The sequence below is a fragment of the Actinotalea endophytica genome (assembly GCF_025717005.1).
GTDB lineage: Bacteria > Actinomycetota > Actinomycetes > Actinomycetales > Cellulomonadaceae > Actinotalea.
Map to the genome: position 1 here is coordinate 124,274 of NZ_JAOVZU010000008.1, position 22,279 is coordinate 146,552.

At 73.1% G+C, this 22,279-nt stretch carries 22 protein-coding genes; 6 read left to right on the forward strand and 16 right to left on the reverse strand.

Translation table 11 applies throughout. The annotated features are described in order from the left end of the window. Positions 1–100: 100 nt before the first annotated feature. Entirely contained in the window at positions 101–3,745 is a 3,645-nt protein-coding gene (gene metH, locus OEB99_RS14485) for a methionine synthase (protein ID WP_263577990.1), read from the forward strand. Between the two features lie 62 nt (positions 3,746–3,807). Beyond that, positions 3,808–4,797, forward strand: coding sequence for an LLM class F420-dependent oxidoreductase (locus OEB99_RS14490; RefSeq protein WP_263577991.1), 990 nt, complete (start codon positions 3,808–3,810; stop codon positions 4,795–4,797). Positions 4,798–4,855: 58 nt separating this feature from the next. On the opposite strand, the gene OEB99_RS14495 is transcribed toward OEB99_RS14490, so the two are convergent. The 3 genes from OEB99_RS14495 to glmS form a co-directional block, all read right to left on the reverse strand. Continuing rightward, entirely contained in the window at positions 4,856–5,209 is a 354-nt protein-coding gene (locus OEB99_RS14495) for a holo-ACP synthase (RefSeq protein WP_263577992.1), read from the reverse strand. A 23-nt stretch (positions 5,210–5,232) separates the two neighbouring features. Further along, complete coding sequence (locus OEB99_RS14500) at positions 5,233–5,733, reverse strand: DUF4190 domain-containing protein (protein ID WP_263577993.1); 501 nt, start codon at positions 5,731–5,733, stop codon at positions 5,233–5,235. Positions 5,734–6,061: 328 nt separating this feature from the next. Beyond that, positions 6,062–7,915 (reverse strand): glutamine--fructose-6-phosphate transaminase (isomerizing), encoded by a 1,854-nt coding sequence (gene glmS / locus OEB99_RS14505; protein ID WP_263577994.1) that lies wholly within the window; start codon positions 7,913–7,915, stop codon positions 6,062–6,064. Here glmS and coaA point away from each other — a divergent pair. Beyond that, positions 7,914–8,948, forward strand: coding sequence for a type I pantothenate kinase (gene coaA / locus OEB99_RS14510; RefSeq protein ID WP_263577995.1), 1,035 nt, complete (start codon positions 7,914–7,916; stop codon positions 8,946–8,948). The two genes, glmS and coaA, sit on opposite strands and share 2 nt — an antisense overlap. A gap of 41 nt (positions 8,949–8,989) precedes the next feature. Here the strand turns inward: coaA and OEB99_RS14515 are convergent, their stop codons facing one another. From OEB99_RS14515 to OEB99_RS14540, 6 genes are all read right to left on the reverse strand, one after another. Further along, positions 8,990–9,712: a DedA family protein gene (locus OEB99_RS14515; protein WP_263577996.1), complete on the reverse strand. Its 723-nt coding sequence runs from the start codon at positions 9,710–9,712 to the stop codon at positions 8,990–8,992. 169 nt (positions 9,713–9,881) lie between these two features. Then, entirely contained in the window at positions 9,882–10,514 is a 633-nt protein-coding gene (locus OEB99_RS14520) for a peptide deformylase (RefSeq protein ID WP_263577997.1), read from the reverse strand. Positions 10,515–10,589: 75 nt separating this feature from the next. Then, positions 10,590–11,945: a phosphoglucosamine mutase gene (glmM, locus tag OEB99_RS14525; protein ID WP_263577998.1), complete on the reverse strand. Its 1,356-nt coding sequence runs from the start codon at positions 11,943–11,945 to the stop codon at positions 10,590–10,592. A gap of 126 nt (positions 11,946–12,071) precedes the next feature. Continuing rightward, the gene (gene rpsI / locus OEB99_RS14530) at positions 12,072–12,548 is read right to left on the reverse strand and encodes a 30S ribosomal protein S9 (protein WP_263577999.1); all 477 of its coding nucleotides are present in this window, start codon (positions 12,546–12,548) and stop codon (positions 12,072–12,074) included. A gap of 47 nt (positions 12,549–12,595) precedes the next feature. Then, on the reverse strand, positions 12,596–13,039 hold the full coding sequence (rplM, locus tag OEB99_RS14535) for a 50S ribosomal protein L13 (RefSeq protein ID WP_263578000.1): 444 nt from the start codon (positions 13,037–13,039) through the stop codon (positions 12,596–12,598). A gap of 149 nt (positions 13,040–13,188) precedes the next feature. Next, positions 13,189–14,049 carry a LysR family transcriptional regulator ArgP gene (locus OEB99_RS14540; RefSeq protein WP_263578001.1) on the reverse strand — a complete coding sequence of 287 codons (861 nt, stop codon included), beginning with the start codon at positions 14,047–14,049 and terminating at the stop codon, positions 13,189–13,191. 86 nt (positions 14,050–14,135) lie between these two features. Here OEB99_RS14540 and OEB99_RS14545 point away from each other — a divergent pair, with 86 nt between their 5' ends. Beyond that, on the forward strand, positions 14,136–14,717 hold the full coding sequence (locus tag OEB99_RS14545) for a LysE/ArgO family amino acid transporter (protein WP_411910699.1): 582 nt from the start codon (positions 14,136–14,138) through the stop codon (positions 14,715–14,717). 44 nt (positions 14,718–14,761) lie between these two features. Next, complete coding sequence (locus tag OEB99_RS14550) at positions 14,762–15,169, forward strand: DUF5709 domain-containing protein (RefSeq protein WP_263578003.1); 408 nt, start codon at positions 14,762–14,764, stop codon at positions 15,167–15,169. A 95-nt stretch (positions 15,170–15,264) separates the two neighbouring features. Here OEB99_RS14550 and OEB99_RS14555 read toward each other — a convergent pair whose 3' ends face one another. Next, complete coding sequence (locus OEB99_RS14555; RefSeq protein ID WP_263578004.1) at positions 15,265–16,965, reverse strand: aminotransferase class V-fold PLP-dependent enzyme; 1,701 nt, start codon at positions 16,963–16,965, stop codon at positions 15,265–15,267. Positions 16,966–16,973: 8 nt separating this feature from the next. After that, the gene (truA, locus tag OEB99_RS14560; protein ID WP_263578107.1) at positions 16,974–17,825 is read right to left on the reverse strand and encodes a tRNA pseudouridine(38-40) synthase TruA; all 852 of its coding nucleotides are present in this window, start codon (positions 17,823–17,825) and stop codon (positions 16,974–16,976) included. Between the two features lie 38 nt (positions 17,826–17,863). Between truA and OEB99_RS14565 the strand changes: the two genes are divergently transcribed. Continuing rightward, the gene (locus OEB99_RS14565) at positions 17,864–18,661 is read left to right on the forward strand and encodes an ROK family protein (protein ID WP_263578005.1); all 798 of its coding nucleotides are present in this window, start codon (positions 17,864–17,866) and stop codon (positions 18,659–18,661) included. Here the strand turns inward: OEB99_RS14565 and OEB99_RS14570 are convergent. From OEB99_RS14570 to rpsM, 5 genes are all read right to left on the reverse strand, one after another. Continuing rightward, positions 18,648–19,385, reverse strand: a complete 738-nt coding sequence (locus OEB99_RS14570) for an alpha/beta fold hydrolase (RefSeq protein WP_263578006.1) — start codon at positions 19,383–19,385, stop codon at positions 18,648–18,650. The genes OEB99_RS14565 and OEB99_RS14570 overlap by 14 nt on opposite strands. Before the next feature lie 180 nt (positions 19,386–19,565). Beyond that, on the reverse strand, positions 19,566–20,120 hold the full coding sequence (gene rplQ, locus OEB99_RS14575; protein WP_263578007.1) for a 50S ribosomal protein L17: 555 nt from the start codon (positions 20,118–20,120) through the stop codon (positions 19,566–19,568). Positions 20,121–20,171: 51 nt separating this feature from the next. Next, on the reverse strand, positions 20,172–21,164 hold the full coding sequence (locus OEB99_RS14580; RefSeq protein WP_263578008.1) for a DNA-directed RNA polymerase subunit alpha: 993 nt from the start codon (positions 21,162–21,164) through the stop codon (positions 20,172–20,174). A gap of 89 nt (positions 21,165–21,253) precedes the next feature. Beyond that, positions 21,254–21,661, reverse strand: a complete 408-nt coding sequence (rpsK, locus tag OEB99_RS14585; RefSeq protein ID WP_263578009.1) for a 30S ribosomal protein S11 — start codon at positions 21,659–21,661, stop codon at positions 21,254–21,256. 69 nt (positions 21,662–21,730) lie between these two features. Next, the gene (gene rpsM / locus OEB99_RS14590) at positions 21,731–22,111 is read right to left on the reverse strand and encodes a 30S ribosomal protein S13 (RefSeq protein ID WP_263578010.1); all 381 of its coding nucleotides are present in this window, start codon (positions 22,109–22,111) and stop codon (positions 21,731–21,733) included. Between the last annotated feature and the right edge of the window lie 168 nt (positions 22,112–22,279).

Sequence of the window (22,279 nt, forward strand, 5' to 3'; positions counted from 1 at the left end):
GTCTCACGCACCGCGCGCGGCCCCGCGCAGGGGCGTGCCCTCCGTACCATGGGACGGCCCCCTGCCCGGGCGACGAGCCGCAGGAGACGAGGTGAGCGGCATGCAGGACCTTCGTGAGGCCGCCGCACAGCGGATCCTCGTGCTCGACGGCGCCTACGGGACCGCGCTGCAGCACGCGAACCTCACGGAGGCCGACTTCCGGTTCGAGGGGGACGACCCCGAGCGCAGCTACGCGGGCAACTTCGACCTGATCCAGCTGACCCGGCCCGACATCCTCCTGGCGATCCACGCCGAGTACGCCGCGGCCGGCGCGGACATCCTCAAGACGAACACGTTCAACGCCCAGGCGATCTCGCAGGCCGACTACGGCACCCAGGCGCTGGTGCGCCGGATGAACCTCACGGGCGCTCAGCTGGCCCGCGAGGCGGCGGACATGGCCGAGGCCGCGGACGGCAAGCACCGTTGGGTGGCCGGCTCGGTGGGCCCGACCAACCGCACGGCGTCGCTGTCCCCCGACGTCGAGCGCCCGGGCTTCCGCAACGTCACCTACGACGACCTCGCCGCCGCCTACCTGGAGCAGGTCACCGCGCTGCTGGACGGCGGGGTCGAGCTGCTCCTGGTCGAGACGGTCTTCGACACGCTCAACGCCAAGGCGGCGCTGGAGGCCTGCGAGCAGGCGTTCGTCGCGACCGGCCGGCGCGTGCCGATCATGCTCTCCGGCACGATCACCGACGCGAGCGGCCGCACCCTGTCCGGCCAGACCCCCGAGGCGTTCGTGGTCTCCACCGAGCACGCCGACCTGTTCAGCGTGGGTCTCAACTGCGCGCTCGGCCCCGAGCCGATGCACCCCTACCTGCGGGAGATCTCCGAGACCACCGGCGCCCTCGTCTCGACGCACCCCAACGCGGGCCTGCCGAACGCGTTCGGCGAGTACGACGAGACCCCGGAGCAGATGGCGACGGTGCTCGGCGGCTTCGCCCGCGAGGGCCTGCTCAACGTGGTCGGCGGGTGCTGCGGCACGACACCGGAGCACATCGCCGCGTTCGTCGCCGCGGTGGAGGGCGTCGCGCCACGCGCCCCGCGGCGGGCCCCGGACCGGCTCCGGCTCACCGGCCTCGAGCTGCTCGACCTCACGCCTGAGGTCGGGTTCATCAACGTCGGCGAGCGCACCAACGTGACCGGCTCGCCACGGTTCCGCCGCGCGATCCTCGAGGGCGACGACGAGGCCGCGGTCGCGATCGCCGCGCAGCAGGTCGCCGGTGGCGCGCAGATGATCGACGTCAACGTCGACGAGGGCATGCTCGACGGCCCGGCCACGATGGCCCGGTTCCTGGACCTGCTCGCCGCCGAGCCGGACATCGCGCGCGTGCCGGTGATGGTCGACTCGTCGGACTGGACCGTGCTGGAGGCGGGCCTGCGTCACCTGCAGGGCAAGGGCGTGGTCAACTCGCTGTCCCTCAAGGACGGCGAGGCCGCGTTCCTCGAGCGGGCCCGAACCGTGCGCCGCTACGGCGCGGCCGCGGTCGTGATGGCGTTCGACGAGGCGGGCCAGGCCGACAGCTACGAGCGCAGGATCGCGGTCTGCGAGCGGGCCTACCGGCTGCTGGTGGACGAGGTCGGCTTCCCGCCGCACGACATCATCTTCGACCCGAACGTGCTGACGGTGGCCACCGGCATCGAGGAGCACGACACGTACGCGCGCGACTTCATCGAGGCCGTGCGCTGGATCAAGGCGAACCTGCCGGGCGCGCTGACCAGCGGCGGCATCTCCAACGTCAGCTTCGCCTTCCGCGGCAACAACGTGGTGCGCGAGGCGATGCACGCGGTGTTCCTGTCCCACGCGATCGCGGCCGGCCTGGACATGGGGATCGTCAACGCCGGCATGCTCACGGTCGACGCCGACCTCGACCCGGAGCTGCGCGAGGCCGTCGAGGACGTCATCCTGGCCCGCCGCTCGGACGCCACGGAGCGGCTGATCGCGCTCGCCGGGAGCTACGCCGGCCAACAGGCGGCCGAAGCCCGCACCGAGGCCTGGCGCGAGCTGCCGGTCACCGACCGGCTGCGCCACGCACTGGTGCACGGGATCGTCGAGCACGTCGTGGCCGACGCCGAGGAGGCGTACCAGGAGCTCGGCTCGCCGCTCGGCGTCATCGAGGGCCCGCTGATGGACGGCATGGGTGTGGTCGGCGACCTGTTCGGCGCCGGGAAGATGTTCCTGCCGCAGGTGGTGAAGTCCGCGCGGGTGATGAAGGCCGCGGTCGCGCACCTCACGCCGTACATCGAGGCCGAGCAGGCCGCCGCCGAGGCGGCCGGCCAGGCATCGACCGGCAAGGGCACCGTGGTGCTGGCCACCGTCAAGGGCGACGTGCACGACATCGGCAAGAACATCGTGGGCGTCGTGCTGGGCTGCAACGGCTACGTCGTGCACGACCTGGGCGTCATGGTGCCGTCCGAGCGGATCCTCGCCACCGCCGCCGAGCTCGACGCCGACGTCATCGGGGTCTCCGGGCTGATCACGCCGTCGCTGCACGAGATGGTCGCCCTGGCCGGCGAGATGACCCGGCGCGGCCTGACAACCCCGCTGCTGATCGGCGGCGCGACCACGAGCACCGCGCACACCGCGGTGAAGATCGACCCCGCGTACGCCGGCACCGTGGTGCACGTGCCGGACGCGTCGCGCGCGGTCGGTGTGGTCGCCGACCTGCTGGCGCGCCCCGCGGAGATCGCCGTCCGGGTCCGCGAGCAGTACGACGGCGTGCGCGCGCGGCACGCCGAGAAGGACCACGTCCTGGTGCCGCTGGCCGAGGCCCGCGAACGCGGCCACCGGCTCACCGGGCTGCCCGTCCCCGCACCCCGCAAGCCGGGTCGGCACCTGCTGCGCCCCGACCTCGCCGAGCTGGTCGAGGTGATCGACTGGACCCCGCTGTTCACGGCCTGGGAGCTGCGCGGCTCCTACCCGCAGATCCTCGACGACCCCCGCCAGGGCGAGCACGCCCGGTCGCTGTTCGCGGATGCCCAGCGGCTCCTCGACGAGGTGATCGCCGAGGGCTCGCTGCGCGCCGAGGGCGTCGTGGGAGTGTGGCCCGCCGCCCGGCGCGGCGACGACATCGACGTGCTTCGCGCGGGCCCGGACGGGACGGCCGAGACGGTCGCGACCCTGCACACCCTGCGCCAGCAGCGCGAACGGTCCGGCGAGTACCTCGCGCTGGCCGACTACGTGGCCGGGCAGGGCGACCACCTCGGGGCGTTCGCGGTCACGATCCACGGTGCGGACGAGCTCGCCGCCCGCCACGAGGCGAAGCACGACGACTACACCGCGATCCTGGTCAAGGCGATCGGCGACCGCCTGGCCGAGGCGTTCGCCGAGTGGGCGCACCGCGAGGTTCGCACCCGCCTGTGGGGGTACGCCGCCGACGAGGCGCTGCCGGTCACCGACCTGATCCGCGAGCGCTACCAGGGCATCCGCCCCGCGCCGGGCTACCCGGCGCAGCCGGACCACACCGAGAAGCACACCCTCGACGCGCTGCTGAACCTGGCCGAGGTCGGCATCCAGCTCACCGACTCCTACGCGATGACCCCCGCGTCGTCGGTCTCCGGGCTGTACCTCGCGCACCCGGACGCCCGCTACCTCGCGGTCGGGCGACTGGGCCGCGACCAGGTGGCGGACTACGCCGAGCGCAAGGGCTGGACGCTCGCCGAGGCCGAGCGCTGGCTCGCCCCGAACCTCGGGTACGACCCGGCCTGAACGCCGGAACGCCGGAACCCGGACGCCGCGACCGTCCCCACGCCCGGGCATAGGTTGGCGTCATGCGATTCGGACTCTTCATCCCTCAGGGCTGGCGGATGGACCTCGTCGGCATCGACCCCGCGGAGCAGTGGCAGGTGATGCACGGGCTCGCGAAGCACGCCGATGACGGCGACGTCTTCGAGTCCGTCTGGGTCTACGACCACTTCCACACCGTTCCCGAACCCAGCGAGGAGGCCACCCATGAGGCCTGGACGCTGATGGCGGCGCTGGCCGCGTCGACCAGCCGGGTCCGCCTGGGCCAGATGTGCACCTGCATGGGCTACCGCAACCCCGCCTACCTCGCGAAGGTCGCCGCGACCGTGGACCTGATCTCGGGCGGTCGGATCGAGATGGGCATCGGAGCCGGGTGGTACGAGCACGAGTGGGACGCCTACGGCTACGGCTTCCCCGCCGTCGGCGACCGGCTGGGCATGCTCGACGAGGGCGTGCAGATCATGGAGCAGGCGTGGCGCACCGGGTACGCGACGCTCGACGGCCGCTACTACCAGGTCGACGGCGCCCGGGTGTTCCCGCAGCCGCTGCAAGAGGGCGGCATCCCGCTGTGGATCGCCGGTGGCGGCGAGAAGCGCACGCTCAAGTACGTGGCGCGCTCGGCGCAGTACGCGAACATCGCCGGCGACCCGGAGACCTTCGCGCGCAAGTCGGAGGTGCTGCGCGGGCACTGCGAGACCCTGGGCCGGGACTTCGGCTCGGTCGTGCGCTCGGCCAACTACAACGTCGTGATCGGCGCGACCGAGGCCGAGGTGGACGACCGGATCGCCGCGATCCAGGACCGCTACGCCCGCGTGCTGCCGGACAAGGCCGAGCAGATCGCCGCGGAGTTCCGAGGCGGCCCGCTGGTCGGCACACCGCAGCAGATCGTCGACAAGCTCCGTGAGCTCGAGGGCCTCGGGATGACCTATGCGATCACCTACTTCTCGGAGGCCGCGTACGACCGCTCCGGCATCGAGCTGTTCGAGCGCGAGGTGGCGCCGGCGCTGCGCGGCTGAGCAGGGCGCGCGGGCTGCCCCGTACCAAGCCGTCCGCGCGCTCGCGGGGCCGTGCGGGTCAGTCCCGCTCGGCCACGACCATCGCCGAGGCGATCCCGGCGTCGTGCGAGATGGACAGGTGGAACCGGTCGACGCCCAGCTCGGCGGCGCGCGCCGCGACCGTGCCGGTGATCTCGACCTCGGGCGGACCGCCGATCACGCGGTGCACCGTGGCGTCCTGCCAGCTCATGGTGCCGGGCGCGCCGAGCGCCTTCGCGATCGCCTCCTTCGCGGCGAACCGCGCCGCGAGCGACGACGCCGGCAGGTCGCGCTCGGCAGCGGTGAACAGCCGCTCGCGCAACCCGGGTGAGCGTTCCAGGGTCGCCATGAAGCGCGCGACGTCGACCACGTCGATCCCGACCCCGACGATCATGCGCCCACCCTACGGCGGCCGGGTCACAGCAGCGGCGCGATCATCCCTGGCGCGACCTCGAACGCGAACCAGACCACGCCGCCGACGAGGACCAGGTAGCCGAGGACGAGGGCGGCCACGGCCCGGGCCCGCCCCGTCCCAGTGATCCGCGCCTGTCGCAGCCCGACGTGCCCGAGCACCACCGCCACGGGCGCGAGACCCAGCATCCCGGCCATGAGCGCGAGCGTGCCGAGCACGGCGGCACCCGTGGACGCGCGACCTGCAGCGGGCACGGGCGACCGCTGCGCCGGTACGAACGCGAGGCGGTCGCCGGCCGAGCCGGTCGAGGTCGGCGACCACGACGGCCGACCCGGCGTGGTCGGCAGCCGCCAGGCCGCGACGGATGCCGGCGCGCCGACGTCCGTCCCGGCGTACGCGGCGATCACGTCCCTGACACCGGTGAGCAGGGCGAAGCGCCCGGCCGGCACGAGGGGCGGCGCCGTCTCGTCGCGCCGGGGCCGCCCGACAAGAGGCTTCTCCGGCACTCCCCACCGGGTGGCCAACGCCGCGGGCAGACTGCCGGGGGTCCATGGTGCCGACCCGCGAGGCTCGGCCCGGCGCGGGGCGGGGTCCCGTCGCGACGCGTGCCGCGCCGCGAGATCGAGTTCGTTCATCCGAGCCCCCGCTCATCCGATCGGACTACCGGAACGGTAGCGGGGGACGCTCGGGTGGCGGCAGGGCACTACCCCGTTCGGCGCAGGACGAACGGGGTGCTCGGGGCGATCCGGGCATCGGTCCGGACGGTCGGCAGCGCCGGCCAGGGCCCCCTGAGCAGCCGCGCCCGGCCGGGCTCTGCCGTCCGTCCCGAGGCGTCTACTCGACCGTCACGGACTTCGCGAGGTTGCGCGGCTGGTCGACGTCCAGGCCCTTGGCCGCCGCGAGCGCGCACGCGAAGATCTGCAGCGGCACCACGGCGACCAGCGGGGCGAGCAGCGACGCGGTCTTCGGCACGAAGAACACCCGGTCGGCGAACGGCAGCACGTCCGTGTCGCCCTCTTCCGCGATCACCAGCGGCCGGGCGCCGCGCGCCCGGATCTCCTGGATGTTCGAGACCACCTTCGAGTGCAGCGAGTCGCGGCCGCGCGGGCTCGGCACGATGACGAACACCGGCTGGCCGTCCTCGATCAGTGCGATCGGGCCGTGCTTCAGCTCGCCCGCGGCGAAGCCCTCGGCGTGCAGGTAGGCGATCTCCTTCAGCTTGAGCGCGCCCTCCATCGCGACCGGGTAGCCGACGTGCCGGCCCAGGAAGAGCACCGACGGGACGTCCTTCATCTCGACGGCGGCCTCGCGGACCGGTCCGGCCTCGTCCAGCACCTGCTGGACCTTCGCGGGGATCTCCCGGAGGTCGTCGAGGATCTCGGCGATCTCGTCCGGGAACTTCGTGCCGCGCAGCTGCGCCAGGTACAGGCCGAGCAGGTACGCCGCGGTGATCTGGGCCAGGAAGGCCTTGGTCGACGCGACGGCGACCTCGGGCCCCGCGTGCGTGTAGAGCACGGCGTCGGACTCGCGGGGGATCGTCGAGCCGTGCGTGTTCACGATCGCGAGGACGGTGGCGCCCTGCTCGCGCGCGTGGCGGACCGCCATGAGGGTGTCCATCGTCTCGCCGGACTGCGAGACCGCGACGACGAGCGTCTTGGCGTTCACGACCGGGTCCCGGTAGCGGAACTCGTGCGCGAGCTCGACCTCGACCGGGATCCGGCACCAGTGCTCGATCGCGTACTTCGCAACCTGCCCCGCGTACGCGGCCGTGCCGCACGCGATGACGATGATCTTGTCGATCTGGCGCAGCACGGTCTCGTCGACCCGGATCTCGTCGAGCACCAGGTGCCCGGCGGCGTCGGTACGACCGAGCAGGGTGTCCGCGACCGCATGCGGCTGGTCGTGGATCTCCTTGTCCATGAAGGAGGCGAACCCGCCCTTCTCGGCGGCGGACGCGTCCCAGTCGACGGTGTAGCGCTTGGGCGCGACCGGGTTGCCGTCGAAGTCCACGACCTCGACGCCGTCGGGGGTGAGGGTCACGACCTGGTCCTGACCGAGCTCGACCGCCTCACGGGTGTGCGCGATGAAGGCGGCCACGTCCGAGCCGAGGAAGTTCTCGCCCTCGCCCAGCCCGACGACCAGCGGCGAGTCGTGGCGCGTGCCGACGACCGTGTCCGGCGCGTCGGCGTGCACCGCGAGCAGCGTGAAGGTGCCCTGCAGCCGCTTCGCGACGGTCCGCATCGCGGTGGTGAGGTCGCCGTCGTAGGCCCGCGCGAGCAGGTGCGCGACGGTCTCGGTGTCGGTGTCGCTCGAGAAGGCGACGCCGTCGGCAGCCAGCTCCGCGCGCAGCTGGATGAAGTTCTCGATGATCCCGTTGTGGATCACGGCGACCGTGCCGTCCTCCGACAGGTGCGGGTGCGCGTTGCTGTCGGTCGGGGCGCCGTGCGTGGCCCACCTGGTGTGGCCGATCGCGGCGGTCGCGGGTGGGAGCGGCGCGGCCTCGAGGTCGGCGGCGAGCACCCCGAGCTTTCCCGCCCGCTTCGCGCTCACCAGACCCTGCGGCGTCACCAGCGCGACCCCGGCGGAGTCGTACCCGCGGTACTCGAGTCGAGCGAGACCACCCATGACGACCTCGAGGGGCCGCGGCCCCGGCGTCTGGGGACCGACATATCCCACGATTCCGCACATGGCGGGGAGTCTATCCGCGGGCGCTCGGCGGCCACGGGACGGGACCCGGGACCACCGGCGGCTCCGATCGGGCAGACTGGCCCCCGTGGCCGCACCCGAGTTCCCCACGCCGTACGTGGATCTGGACCGGGGCCAGTGGAGCCGCCTGTCGGCGAGCACGCCGCTGCCGCTGACCGACACCGACGTCCTGCGCCTGCGCGGCCTCGGTGACCCGATCGACCTTGCCGAGGTCGATGCGATCTACCGGCCGCTGTCGCGACTGCTCGCCCTGTACGTCGAGGCGACCGGGCGGCTGCACTCGGCGTCCTCGACGTTCCTCGGCGAGTACGCGGGTCGGACCCCGTACGTGATCGGGATCGCCGGGTCGGTCGCGGTCGGCAAGTCGACCACCGCCCGCGTGCTGCGCGAGCTCATGGCCCGCTGGCCGGAGACCCCGCGGGTCGAGCTCATCACGACCGACGGCTTCCTGCTGCCCAACCACGAGCTCGAACGTCGCGGTCTGATGGACCGCAAGGGCTTCCCGGAGTCCTACGACCGTCGCGCACTGCTGCAGTTCCTCGCCGCGGTCAAGGCCGGCAGCGCCGAGGTGCGCGCCCCCGTGTACTCGCACCACTCGTACGACATCGTGCCGGACGACGCCGTGGTGGTCCGCCGACCCGACGTGCTGATCGTCGAGGGGCTCAACGTGCTGCAGCCCGCCAGGTCGACCGCGGCCGGCCAGTCGAGCCTCGCGGTGAGCGACTTCTTCGACTTCTCGATCTACGTCGACGCGCGCGCCACGGACGTGCGGCGCTGGTACGTGGACCGGTTCCTGTCCCTGAGGCACACGGCGTTCGCCAGGCCGGACTCCTACTTCCACCGGTACGCGTCGCTGGACGACGTCCAGGCCGTCGTGCGCGCCCAGGAGATCTGGGACTCGATCAACGCCCCGAACCTCGTCGAGAACATCCTGCCGACCCGGGGCCGCGCCACCCTCGTACTGCGCAAGGGGCCCGACCACGCCGTCCAGCGGGTCCGCCTGCGCAAGCTCTGATCACGCTTCGTCGTCGCGGGCCCGGCTCCGCACGCCTCTGATCAGGCCTCGTCGTCCCGGGTCCCGGCCGACTCGGCGTCCGGCTCCGCGTCGGCATCCGCCTCGGCGTCCGCGTCGGCCTCCGGCTCGTCGCCGGGCCTGCTGGCCAGCGCGGTCCAGCCCATCCGGCGGCCCAGCCGGCTCAGTGCCGGGTCGAGCGCCATCCCCATCAGAACGCCGCCGGCGACCCCGACCATCACGCCGATCCACGGCGAGTTGATGAACAGGTGCCCGGCGGCCGAGCCGATGGCCACCGTGTACCCGGCCCAGGTGACCGCCGCGATCCCCACGAGGGCGGTGAACCGGGCGCGGGGGTAGCCGAGTCCCCCGGCGGTCATGTTCACCGCGACGCGCCCCACCGGGATGTAGCGCGCGGCGAGGATGAAGACCGCTCCGCGCTCGCCCAGCGCCCGCTCGGCCCAGCTCATGGCTTCCTGGACCCGCCGGCCGCGCAGGAACGACCTGCCGCGCAGGTCCGCGCGCTTGCCGATGCTGTACGCGATCTGGTCACCGGTGAACGCCCCGAGCGCCGCGGCGAGGGCCACGGCCCACAGCTGGGGCCCCTGGTGGGAGACCGCGAGGGAGGCGAGCGCGATGACCACGGTCTCGCTCGGCACCGGCGGGAAGAAGCCGTCGATCACCGCGAGGGCGTACTCGGCGACATAGACCCACGGGGAGTCCGCGATGTTCTGCACCCAGTCGGCGATCGAGGTCACCCAGGACACCGCACCAACTCCTTCGCTCAGGAGCCTCACCGTACGGCCCGGCGCCACGGTGCAGGATCAGGGACTCCCCTGATCTCTGCCCGGGGACATGGTGCCGCCCCGCCGGGTCACGCGCATCCACTCGCAGGATGACAAGCGGCGAGCGCCCGTGCTCACCGCCCGGGACGCGTCAGGGCAGGGCGAACCCGAGCTCGGCGGCGGCGCGGGCCGGGGTCGGGTCGACGGCGTAGCGGGCCGCCTCCTCGGGCGAGAGCAGCGAGCGGAGCTCGGCTCCGTCCAGGTAGAGCCGACCGCGGAGGTGATCGGTCTCGTGCTGCACGATCCGGGCCGGCCAGCCGGTCAGGACCTCGTCGAGCGCGGCACCGGTCTCGTCGTGACCTGTCAGTCGCACGCTGCGCCACCGGGGCGTCACGGCTGCATAGCCCTTGACCGAGAGGCACCCCTCGTAGAACGCGACCCGCTCGGTGCCCACCGGCTCGTAGTGCGGGTTGATGATCACGCGGAACGGCACCGTCGCATGCTCGCGCGGGTCGTCCGGGTCGGGCTCGTCGCCCCAGTCGTCCTCGAGCACGGCGAGCGCGAGACCCAGGCCGACCTGCGGAGCTGCCAGCCCCACACCCGGCGCGGCGTGCATGGTGTCGCGCATCGCCTCGATGAGCTCGGCGAGCAGCAGGTCGCTGAGCTGCCCGTCGTAGGGCGTCGCGACCTGCCGCAGCACGGGCCGGCCCGCCTGCACGATGGGAAGCGGCCGCGGTCCGGCCAGCAGCGCCTCGACCTGGTCCGCCATGGTGCTCACGCTCATCTGGTCCTCCCCAGTCGTCGAGGCGTCACGGTCGACGGGACCGCGCGGGTGTCGAGGCAACCCAGCCGTCGTGGGCTACAGGGCGAGCCTGTCACGCACGATGCCCGCGAGGTGGTCCGCGAGCCGTTCGGCCTCGTTCAGCACTGCGGCCTCGACCATCACCCGCACGAGCGGCTCGGTGCCGGACGGCCGCAGCAGCACGCGGCCCGACCGGCCCAGCTCGGCCTCGACGGCCGCGACGGCCGCCTGCACCTCGGTGTCGTCGACCCTGGTGCGGTCGACGCCGCTGACGTTGACGAGGACCTGGGGCAGGCGCGGCACCGTCGCGGCCAGGTCGCGCAGGCGCTCCCCCGCGGCCGCGACGGTCGCGGCCAGGTGCAGCGCGGTCAGCGTGCCGTCCCCAGTGGTCGCGTGGTCGGCCATGATGACGTGGCCGGACTGCTCACCGCCGAGCGAGTAGCCCTGGGCCCGCATCTCCTCGAGCACGTAGCGGTCGCCGACGCCGGTCTGCACCGTCGCGATCCCGGCGTCGGACATCGCCAGCTGGAGGCCGAGGTTGCTCATCACGGTCGTGACCAGGGTGTCCTGCGCGAGTCGGCCGTGGGCCTTCAGCGAGACCGCGAGGATCCCCATGATCTGGTCGCCGTCGACCAGGGCACCGGTGTGGTCCACCGCGAGGCAGCGGTCCGCGTCTCCGTCGAGCGCGACCCCGAGGTCGGCGCCCGCCGCGACGACCGCGGCCTGGAGCTGCTCGGGGTGCGTCGAGCCGCACTTCTCGTTGATGTTGCGGCCGTCCGGAGAGGCGTTGATCACCACGACGTCGGCACCGGCGGCCCGCAGCGCGGCCGGTCCGACCTCGCTCGCCGCACCGTTCGCGCAGTCGATCGCGATCCGCAGACCCGCGAGCGCCTCCTCGCGACCCGGCAACGACGAGACCAGGTGCTCGACGTAGCGATCGGCGGCCAGCCCGAGGTCGTTGGACACCCGACCGACCGCGCTGCCGGTCGGCCGCTCCCACGGCTCGCCGATCCGTTGCTCGATCGCGTCCTCGACCTCGTCGGGAAGCTTGTGGCCGCCGCGCGTGAAGAACTTGATGCCGTTGTCCGGCATCGGGTTGTGCGACGCCGAGAGCATCACCCCGAGGTCCACGGACAGCGCGCCGGTGAGGTAGGCGACGCCGGGGGTCGGCAGCACGCCGAGGTCGATGACGTCCACGCCGGCGCTCGCGAGCCCGGCGATCACGGCCGCGGCGAGGAACTCGCCCGACGCGCGGGGGTCCCGGCCGACGACCGCCCGGGGCCGGTGCCCGGCGAACACGCCCTGTGAGGCGAGCACGTGGGCCGCCGCCACCGACAGGTCCAGCGCGAGCTCAGCGGTGACATCCCGGTTGGCGACCCCGCGCACCCCGTCGGTGCCGAACATCCGGCCCATCTGACCTCCTCGTCCTGGACGACTGTGCCACACGCGCCCGCGTCGGAGCACACCGAGCGGTGCGCACCGGCCGGTACGACCACGGCCCCGATGGAGACCATCGGGGCCGTGCGGAGTCGTGCTCGATCAGCGCTTCGAGTACTGGGGCGCCTTGCGGGCCTTCTTCAGACCGGCCTTCTTGCGCTCGACCACACGCGGGTCGCGGGTGAGGAAGCCCGCCTTCTTCAGCGCCGGGCGGTTGTGCTCGGCGTCGATCGCGTTGAGCGCACGGGCGATGCCCAGGCGCAGCGCGCCGGCCTGGCCGCTCACGCCGCCGCCGGAGATCCGGGCGATGACGTCGAAGCGCCCCTCGACGTCGACCAGGGCGAGCGGGCTGTTCACCAGCTGCTGGTGCACCTTGTTCGGGAAGTACTGCTCGAGGGTGCGGCCGTTGATCTTCCACTGGCCGGTGCCCGGGACGAGGCGCACGCGGGCGATGGCCTCCTTGCGGCGACCGAGCGCCTGGCCAGGCGCCGTCAGGCTCTGACCGCGGCCCGCCGGGGCGGCGCTCTCAGAGGTGTAGCTGGTGGGCGTCTCGCCCTCGAATTCGGTGGTCTCGGCCACGGGTGCTGTCCTCGCTGTGGGGTGGTCGGTGGTCGCCGGAGCGCGCCTTACTGGGCGACCTGGCTGATCTCGAACGGCTGGGGCTTCTGCGCGGCGTGCGGGTGCTCGGAGCCGACGTAGACCTTGAGCTTGCTCATCTGCTGCCGCGACAGCGACGTCTTCGGCAGCATGCCGCGGACGGCCTTCTCGATGGCCCGCTCCGGCTTGGTGGCCAGCAGGGTCGAGTACGGCGTGGCCCGCAGACCGCCCGGGTAGCCCGAGTGGCGGTAGGCGAGCTTCTGGTCGCGCTTGTTGCCGGTCAGCGCGACCTTCTCGGCGTTGATGACGATGACGAAGTCGCCCGTGTCGACGTGCGGGGCGAAGGTCGCCTTGTGCTTGCCGCGCAGCAGTGTGGCGACCTGGGAGGCCAGCCGGCCCAGCACGACGTCGGTGGCGTCGATGACGTGCCAGGTCCGCTCGACGTCGCCGGGCTTCGGGGTGAACGTGCGCACGGTCGTACCTTCGTCTCGCTCGGTGTGAGGTGTGCCGGTCTTCACGACAGTCCGCGAAGATCGGGTGGGCGTCGAGGCGCGCCAAGGCGCAACAAGGACGCACAACGACCTCCAAGAGTACCCGGGCACCCCCGCAAGGGCAAAACTCGTCAGCGCAGCGCGGAGCGGGCGGCCGCACGCACGTCGGCCGTCAGCGCCGCGAGCACGGGCGAGTCCACCTTCCACCGCTGCCAGTGCAGCGGCACGTCCAGCGAGCGTCCGGGCGCGAGGTCGACGAGCACACCCGAGTCGAGCTCGTCGGCGACCGCCACCTCGGGGACCATCCCCCACGCGACCCCGGCCCGGAGCACGGCGACGAACGCGTCCTGGGACGGCACGTGGTGCCGGGCCGGCGGGTCCACCACGCCGAGGTCCGCCAGGAAGCGGTCCTGAAGCGTGTCGTGCCGGTCGAACGCCAGCAGCGGAGCCGACGCCCACCTGCCCGGTCCGGTCGGGTGGCGTTCGGCGAACCCGGGTGCGGCGAGCGCGCGGTACCGCATCGCCCCGAGCGGCGATGCGCTGCAGCCCTGCACCGGTGCCGGGTCCGCGCTCACCGCGGCCATCACGGTGCCGTCGCGCAGCAGGTCTGCCGTCCGGTCCTGGTCCACGCGGTGCACGTCGACCAGCACACCCCGGTCCGCGGTCGCCGCGACCACCGCGGGGAACCAGGTCGACAAGGAGTCGGCGTTCACGGCGAGCGCCAGCGTCACCGGTCCGTGCTCGCCCAGCTCGGTGCGCGCCTCGTGCTCGGCGAGGTCGAGCTGGCCGGCGAGCCGGACGAGGACCGCACCGGCGTCGGTGGCCCTGGTCGGCCGGGCCCGCCGGACCAGCACCTGCCCGGCGGCCTGCTCGAGGCCCTTGATGCGCTGCGACACGGCTGACGGTGTGACGTGCAGCGCGGTCGCCGCCGCGTCGAAGCTGCCGTGCCGGACGACCGCAGCGAGGGTGGCGAGCTGGGCGCGATCGAACATGATAAGAGGATCTCATGTTCCTGTAGAAACATTCGCTGGTCTGCAAGCCGGGTGAGCCCTAGCCTCGGCGCGTGCTCCTCTCCGCGATGACCGGGTTCCTCACCGGGCTGTCCCTGATCGTCGTGATCGGCGCCCAGAACGCCTTCGTCCTGCGCCAGGGGCTACGCCGGGAGCACGTCGGCGTGGTGGTCGCACTGTGCACCGCCTCGGACGCGGTGCTGATCGCGTTGGGCGTCGCCGGTCTCGGTGCACTGGTCCAGGCCGCGCCCGTCGCGCTGGCGGTCGCCCGGTGGGGCGGTGCCGCGTTCCTCGTGGTGCTGGCGGTCGGCGCGTTCCGGCGGGCGCGGACCGCCGAGCACCTCGACCCCGCGGCGACCGGACCCGGGCGGCTCGGCGCCGTCGTCGCGACCACGCTCGCCCTGACCTGGCTCAACCCGCACGTCTACCTCGACACCGTGGTGCTGCTCGGCGGCATCTCGACCCAGCACGAGCCGCGCTGGGCCTTCGGCGTCGGCGCCGCGCTGGGGAGCCTGGTCTGGTTCTCGCTGCTCGGTTTCGGCGCGCGGGTGCTGCGCCCGCTGTTCGCGCGGCCGGGGTCGTGGCGTGTGCTCGACGTGGCGGTCGGCGTCGTGATGGTCGTGGTCGCGGTGTCGCTCGTGCTCGGCTGAGCAGCCAGGGTGCGCCGTTGCCGCCGAGGTGTGACGGTGGGGGCATGAGCAGCGACACACCCGGCACGCGCCCCGACCCCGAGCTCGTGGCGGAGGGCGACACGGATCAGCTGTCGGCGGAGGACACGCTGGTCGACCGTGGGGTGGACGACCTGCTGGACGAGGGTTGGGCCCCGCCGGAGCGGCGGCCGCGGCATCGCCTCACCACGGTGGTGGACGAGATCGCCGGCGACACGATCGACGAACGACTCGACCAGGAGGAGCCCGAGGTCTGGCAGACCGACGTCGCGGGCGGGCCGGGCCGTTGGGAGGACCGCGCGGGCCGCCTGTCCCCGGCGCGCCATGCGTACGACGGGGAGTCGACCGCGAGCCTCGAAGCCACCGACGCGGGCATCGCGGGCGGCGGTGCCGGCGCCGAGGAGGCCGCGATGCACGAGGTCGACGAGCCCTGATCCCCGGCGCGCCACGCCGGCCCGCACCGGCCTGACGCGGACCGCCGACCCCGCCGCCGACCCCGCCGCCGACCCCGCGATCCGTCCCGTGCCGGTCAGCCGAGGACGCAGGACGCCGGCAGGTCGAACCAGCGCAGGTGCTCGAAGTCGGCGCTCACCTCGGGCCGGTCGGCCAGGTCCGGCGCCTGCGCCGACGCGAGCACGGCGGCAGCCTCCACCAGGTGCTCGGCGAGCAGCTCCTCGCCCCCGGTGGGCTCGTGCGCGCCGGAGGTGACCATCGAGCCGTCCGGGGCGTAGTGGACGTCGGTGAGGCGGTGCGGGGGCTCCACGACGCCGTTGCGGTGCCGCCACCGACCGGACACCGGGTCGAACAGGTAGTCGTCGAGCAGCCGCCAGCCGTCCCGCGCGACCATCCGCACGGCCTCGATGACGTAGTCGGCGACGGCGTCGGAGATGAAGTAGTTGAAGTTGACCCGCACCCAGCCCGGCTTGATGCCCTCGCACCCACCCGAGATCTCCCGCTCGAACTCGTGCGACCGCTCGAGGTCGATCCCCAGCAACGCGTGCCCGTACGGCCCGGCGCACGAGCACCCGCCCCGAGCCTGGATGCCGAACAGGTCGTTGAGCACCGCCACCACGAAGTTGTGGTGCAGGTAGCGCCCGGACGGCGCCCGGACCACGAACGACGTGATCGAGAGCCGCTCGGCCTCGACGTTGCCGAGCACCTCGATCGCCGGCTCCGCGCTCCACGCCTCGAGCGCGCGCCGCAGGAAGCGCTCCTCGCGGCGCCGGATCTCCTCGACCCCGACGGCCTCCTTGAGCTGGAACACCAGACCCGCCCGGATCGCCTCGACGATCGCGGGCGTGCCGCCCTCCTCACGGTGCTCCGGGTCGGCGATGTACTCATGTTCCTCGGGGTTGACGAACGTCACGGTCCCGCCGCCCGGCACGTCCGGCACCCGGTTCGCGAACAGCTCGCGACGAGCGACCAGCACCCCGGGCGTGCCCGGGCCGCCGATGAGCTTGTGCGGGCTGAGGAAGATCGCGTCCTTGCGCGCCGCCGGGTCACCGGCCGGGTTCATCTCGATCTGCACGTAGGGCGCGGCCGCCGCGAAGTCCCAGAACGACAGCGCGCCGTGCTCGTGCAGCAGTCGGGCGATCCCCACGGTGTCCGACACGATGCCGGTCACGTTCGACGCGGCCGAGAACGAGCCGATCTTCAGCGGCCGGTCGGCGTACGCCTCGAGCTCCTCGCGCAGGTGCGCCGCGCAGACCCCGCCGTCGGCGTTCTGCCGGATCACCACGACGTCGGCCACGCACTCGCGCCAGGGGATCTCGTTGCTATGGTGCTCGTACGGGCCGACGAAGACCACCGGCCGCTGGCCGGCCGGGATGTGCTGCGCCAGGTGCCACCGATCCTCGAGCTGCGACGGGATCCGCAGGCCCAGGACGCCGATGAGCTTGTCGATCGCGGCCGTCGACCCGGACCCGGTGAACACGACCACGGTGTCGTCGTCCCCGCCGACCGCGTCGTGGATGATCCGCCGGGCGTCCTCGCGCAGCCGCGTCGTCTGCAGGCCCGTGCCGCTGGACTCGGTGTGCGTGTTCGCGTACGCGGGCAGCACGACGTCGCGCAGGTAGTCCTCGAGGAACGTCAGCGCACGCCCGCTGGCCGTGTAGTCGGCGTAGGTGACCCGGCGTCTGCCGTACGGCGTCACCATGACGTGGTCGTCGCCGATCACCGACGCGCGGATGCGTTCGATGAGCGGGTTCGTGGGGAAGGTGTCGTCGCTCACGGCGCGCCTCACTCCTCCGGGTCGATCGGGTCACGCCGTGCACGGGTCTGCTCGGCCCGGGCGGCCAGGTCCTCGTCGGCCGGGTAGCCGACCTCCTCGAGCGTGAGTCCGTGCGCCGGAGCCACGTGGGCCGCAGGGTCGCGGACCCGCGCCGCGAGCAGCTCAGCGGGCCAGGCGGCCGTGCGCCGCCCCTCGCCGACCGCGAGCAGCCCGCCCACCAGGGCCCGCACCATCGAGTGGCAGAAGGCGTCCGCGCGCACGTCGACCACCACGAGCCCGGCGTCCGGCCCGGCCGTGGGGCGACCGACCCGCAGCTCCTCGAGCGTGCGCACCGTGGTGGCCTCCGGGCGCGGCTTGCAGAACGCCGCGAAGTCGTGGTGACCGATCAGCCGGCCGGCGGCGTCGTCCATCGCCGCCTCGTCCAGCGCGAGCCGGTGCCGCACGACCCACGAGCGCCGCAACGGGTCGACGAGCACGGGGTCGTCGGCGATCCGGTAGCAGTAGCGCCGGTACGTCGCCGAGAAGCGGGCGTCGAAGCCCGCCGGGGCAGGCTCGGCCCGGTGCACCACGACGTCGGGCGGCAGCACGCCGGCGAGCCGGCGCACGAGCGCCGTCGCCGGGTCGTCGAGCCGGCCGCGCACCGCGTCCCAGGCCTCGGCCGGCAGGTCGAGGTGCGCGACCTGCCCCCTCGCGTGCACGCCGGCGTCGGTGCGTCCGGCGACGGTGAGCCGCGGCGGCTCGAGCCGCAGCACGGTGCCGAGAGCAGCCTCGAGGGTGCCCTGGACGGTGCGCAGGCCGGGCTGAGCCGCCCACCCGGCGAAGCCCGTCCCGTCGTAGGACAGCTCCAGGCGCACCCGCATCACGGCCCACACGCTACCCACGGGGGTAGCCTCTCCGCGTGAACGCACCCGCCGCCGAGACCGCCAACGACGTCCGCACGCTCGCCGTGGACTGCGGCGGTGGCGGCATCAAGGCCTCGGTGCTGGACGCGCAGGGCACCATGCACGTGCCGCCGGTGCGGGTCCCGACGCCCTACCCCCTGCCCCCCGAGCGGCTGGTCGAGACCGTCGTGGCGATGGCGAAGGACCTGCCCAAGGCGGATCGCGGCACGGTCGGCATGCCGGGCATGCTGCGCCACGGCGTGGTGATCGCCACCCCGCACTACGTGACCAAGTCCGGGCCGCGGACCCGGGTGCTGCCCGAGCTCGTCGAGGCCTGGGCCGGCAAGGACATGGCGGCTGCGTTCTCCGAGGCGCTCGGCTATCCGGTGCTGGTGCTCAACGACGCGGAGGTGCACGGCGCGGGCGTGGTGTCCGGCAGCGGCCTCGAGCTGGTCCTGACGCTCGGTACGGGTCTCGGCAGCGCGCTCTTCGACGGCGGGGTGCTCGCCCCGCACCTGGAGTGGTCCCACGCCCCGGTGCGATGGGGCGTCTCCTACGACATGTACCTCGGCGAGGTCGAGCGGCGCCGTCTCGGTGATGCCGCCTGGTCGCGCCGGGTCCGGCGCGCGATCGACGGGCTGCGGCCCGTGTTCCTGTGGGACCGGCTGTACATCGGCGGCGGCAACTCCCGCCGGATCCGGCCGATCGTGCTCGAGGCCCTCGGCGACGACGTCGTGATCGTGCCGAACTCCGCGGGCATCGTCGGCGGCGTGCGCGCCTGGGGGCTGCAGCGCTCCCCGCTCAGCGAGAGCTGACCGCCTCCCGCGCGTCGAGCTCGTCGAGCGCGCCGAGCAGCACCCTCGAGAACGCCACCGGCGCCACGACGCTCACCAGGTGCGTCGAGCCCGGGACGACGACCAGCCGTGCCCCCGGCGCGGCCCGCAGCGCGCCCCGCTCACCGATCCGGAAGTGGTCCCAGCGCCCGTTCACGAGCCACAGCGGCGCCTGCACGGCCGCGAGGTCCGCCCGGGTGTCGAGCCGCGACACCTCGCGCAGCGCGTCCACCATGACGTCGAGCGCGAACCCCCCGGCACCGAGGTCGGTCGCACCGGGTTCGGGGATCGCCGCGGCGACGGTGCGGGCGTTGAGCCAGGCACCGCGGTCCGGCAGGCGCGCGATCAGCCGGGACGCGAGGGTCCAGCCCCGGGTGAGCGGCCCTCCCGGCCGGGCGGTGCAGCCCGCGGCGACCACCCCGATCGCGTCGTGCGGGTGCCGGGCCGCCCAGGCCAGAGCGAGGTAGCCGCCCAACGACAGCCCGACCACCACGGCGCGTCCGCCGACGGCGTGCACCGCGTCGTCGACCGTGCCGAGCGCGGCCTCGAGCGTGAAGCGTTCGGCGGTCCGGGTGCCGTGCCCGGGCAGGTCGGGTGCGACGACGGCCCGCTCCCCCGAGGCGCGCAGCGCCTCGAGCTGGGCCCGCCACATGGTCGAGGAGGTCCGCAGGCCGTGCAGCAGCACGACGGGCACCACCTGGCTCACCCCGACACCGTACGACGGGCGGGCAGGGCGAGGGGGCCGGACGGGAACGGCCGGCACCAGGTGTTGCTCGGGCGCGACGCCGGCGCCAGGTGTTGCTCGGGCGCGACGCCGGCCCCCGCCGCGCACCGGCGCGACGAAGGGCCCGGACCGCTACGGTCCGGGCCCTTCGGGTGTCGTGCGTCAGGCCTTCTCGGCGTCCTCGGCCTCGGTGACCTCGTCCTCGGTGACCTCGTCCTCGACAGCGGCCTCGTCGACCGTGTCCTGGACGTCCTCGGCCGGGGCCTCCTCGACGGTCTCCTCGACGACGGGCTCCTCGACCTTCGCAGCCTTCTTGGTGGCCTTCTCGGCCTCGCGCACGGTCGCCTGCTTCGGGCTGACCGGCTCGAGCACGAGCTCGATCACCGCCATGGGCGCGTTGTCACCCTTGCGGGGACCGATCTTGGTGATCCGGGTGTAGCCACCCTGCCGCTCGGCCATCGCCGGCGCGATCTCCGCGAAGAGCTCGTGCACCACGGCCTTGTCGCGAACCACGGTGAGCACCCGCCGCCGGGCGTGCAGGTCACCCCGCTTCGCGAAGGTGATCATCCGCTCGGCGAGGGGGCGCAGCCGCTTGGCCTTGGCCTCCGTGGTGGTGATCCGCCGGTGCTCGAACAGGCTCGTGGCCAGGTTGGCCAGGATGCGCCGCTCGTGGGCCGGGCCACCCCCGAGCCGCGGGCCCTTGGTGGGCGTGGGCATGTCGTACTCCTCGTTCGTTCGCTGGCCGCCGTGACCGGCGACCGAGGTGGCTCAGGACAGGTCGTCGTCGGCGTAGTCGCCGTCGTAGTACGTGGCGTCGAAGTCGAGCGGGCTGTCCTTGAGGTTCAGGCCCAGGCCGGCCAGCTTCTCCTTGACCTCGGTGATCGACTTCGCGCCGAAGTTGCGGATGTCGAGCAGGTCGGCCTCCGAGCGTGCGACGAGCTCGCCGACGCTGTGGATGCCCTCACGCTTCAGGCAGTTGTAGGACCGGATCGTGAGCTGCAGCTCCTCGATCGGCAGCGCGAGGTCCGCGGCGAGCGCGGCGTCGGTCGGCGACGGGCCGATCTCGATGCCCTCGGCGTCCACGTTGAGCTCACGCGCCAGGCCGAAGAGCTCGACCAGGGTCTTGCCCGCCGAGGCCAGCGCGTCGCGCGGCAGGATCGCCGGCTTGGTCTCGACGTCGACGATGAGACGGTCGAAGTCGGTGCGCTGCTCGACACGGGTCGCCTCGACCTTGTAGGTCACCTTGAGGACCGGCGAGTAGATCGAGTCGACCGGGATCCGGCCGATCTCGGCGTCGAACATCTTGTTCTGCTGCGCCGAGACGTAGCCGCGGCCGCGCTCGACCGTGAGCTCGATCTCGAGCTTGCCCTTGCCGTTCAGGGTGGCGATGTGCAGGTCGGGGTTGTGCACCTCGACGCCGGCCGGCGGGGTGATGTCCGCCGCGGTGACCTCGCCCGGGCCCTGCTTGCGCAGGTACATCACGACGGGCTCGTCGTTCTCCGAGGAGACCACGAGCTCCTTGATGTTCAGGATGAGCTCGGTGACGTCCTCCTTGACCCCGACGATCGTGCTGAACTCGTGCAGCACGCCGTCGATGCGCAGGCTCGTGACCGCAGCACCAGGGATCGAGGAGAGCAGGGTCCGCCGCAGCGAGTTGCCGAGGGTGTAGCCGAAGCCGGGCTCCAGCGGCTCGATCACGAACCGCGAGCGGAACTCGGAGATGACCTCTTCGGTCAGGGTGGGGCGCTGTGCGATGAGCACTTCGGGGTTCCTCTCAGTGTGCGTCCGCCATATGACGCATCACGAAAACGCCCGTCGGACCTCGGTCCGCCCGACGGGAAAGGCTGGAGTCAGACGCGGCGACGCTTGGGCGGGCGGCACCCGTTGTGCGCCTGCGGCGTGACGTCCTGGATCGAGCCGACCTCGAGGCCGGTGGCCTGGAGCGAGCGGATCGCGGTCTCGCGGCCCGAGCCCGGGCCCTTCACCAGCACGTCGACCTTCTTCATGCCGTGCTCCTGCGCACGGCGGGCGGCCGCCTCGGCAGCGAGCTGCGCGGCGAACGGGGTCGACTTGCGCGAGCCCTTGAAACCGACCTGGCCGGAGGAGGCCCAGGCGACGACGGCGCCCGACGGGTCGGTGATCGACACGATCGTGTTGTTGAAGGTGCTCTTGATGTGGGCGACACCCACGGCGATGTTCTTCTTCTCCTTGCGGCGCGGCTTGCGCGCGGCGCTGGTGGAGCGGGTCTTGGGAGGCATCTGCTGTCCTTCGCTGGTCCGAGAGATCTGGGGCCGGCCGGGCGTCGAGCCGCGGCGCCGGCGGGGCTGCTACTTCTTGCCGGCCTTCTTCTTGCCGGCCACGGTGCGCTTCGGGCCCTTGCGGGTGCGGGCGTTGGTCTTGGTCCGCTGACCGCGCACCGGGAGCCCGCGGCGGTGCCGCAGACCCTCGTAGCTGCCGATCTCGACCTTGCGGCGGATGTCCGCGGCCACCTCGCGGCGCAGGTCACCTTCGAGCTTGTAGCTGCCCTCGAGGTGGTCGCGCAGCGCGACGAGCTCGGCATCGCCGAGGTCGCGGACCCGCAGGTCCGGGCTGATGCCGGTGGCCTCCAGCGTCTGGCGCGCACGCGTGCGGCCGACGCCGTAGATGTAGGTGAGCGCAACCTCGAGCCGCTTGTCACGGGGGAGGTCGACGCCGACGAGACGTGCCATCTGATGCTCCTGTACTGCTCGGAGGTCTGCCGCACAACCCTCCCGCTGCCGCGGGCCCCGGCCTCCGACCGAGGGTGGCGCTCGGACCCGTGGGGGCCCGCGCGCTGGCTGTGCGCTGGTCCGGTCACCCCGAGGGGCGCCGGGTGCCGGCGAGTCGCAAGACCTGCC

What these genes read in the sequence shown, in the direction of transcription:
- metH (WP_263577990.1), top strand. Translation starts at nt 101, where the DNA reads ATGCAGGACCTTCGTGAGGCCGCCGCACAGCGGATCCTCGTGCTCGAC.
- OEB99_RS14490 (WP_263577991.1), top strand. Translation starts at nt 3,808, where the DNA reads ATGCGATTCGGACTCTTCATCCCTCAGGGCTGGCGGATGGACCTCGTC.
- OEB99_RS14495 (WP_263577992.1), bottom strand. Translation starts at nt 5,209, where the DNA reads ATGATCGTCGGGGTCGGGATCGACGTGGTCGACGTCGCGCGCTTCATG.
- coaA (WP_263577995.1), top strand. Translation starts at nt 7,914, where the DNA reads ATGGCGGGGAGTCTATCCGCGGGCGCTCGGCGGCCACGGGACGGGACC.
- glmS (WP_263577994.1), bottom strand. Translation starts at nt 7,915, where the DNA reads ATGTGCGGAATCGTGGGATATGTCGGTCCCCAGACGCCGGGGCCGCGG.
- OEB99_RS14520 (WP_263577997.1), bottom strand. Translation starts at nt 10,514, where the DNA reads ATGAGCGTGAGCACCATGGCGGACCAGGTCGAGGCGCTGCTGGCCGGA.
- glmM (WP_263577998.1), bottom strand. Translation starts at nt 11,945, where the DNA reads ATGGGCCGGATGTTCGGCACCGACGGGGTGCGCGGGGTCGCCAACCGG.
- OEB99_RS14540 (WP_263578001.1), bottom strand. Translation starts at nt 14,049, where the DNA reads ATGTTCGATCGCGCCCAGCTCGCCACCCTCGCTGCGGTCGTCCGGCAC.
- OEB99_RS14545 (WP_411910699.1), top strand. Translation starts at nt 14,136, where the DNA reads ATGACCGGGTTCCTCACCGGGCTGTCCCTGATCGTCGTGATCGGCGCC.
- OEB99_RS14550 (WP_263578003.1), top strand. Translation starts at nt 14,762, where the DNA reads ATGAGCAGCGACACACCCGGCACGCGCCCCGACCCCGAGCTCGTGGCG.
- truA (WP_263578107.1), bottom strand. Translation starts at nt 17,825, where the DNA reads ATGCGGGTGCGCCTGGAGCTGTCCTACGACGGGACGGGCTTCGCCGGG.
- rplQ (WP_263578007.1), bottom strand. Translation starts at nt 20,120, where the DNA reads ATGCCCACGCCCACCAAGGGCCCGCGGCTCGGGGGTGGCCCGGCCCAC.
- rpsK (WP_263578009.1), bottom strand. Translation starts at nt 21,661, where the DNA reads ATGCCTCCCAAGACCCGCTCCACCAGCGCCGCGCGCAAGCCGCGCCGC.
- rpsM (WP_263578010.1), bottom strand. Translation starts at nt 22,111, where the DNA reads ATGGCACGTCTCGTCGGCGTCGACCTCCCCCGTGACAAGCGGCTCGAG.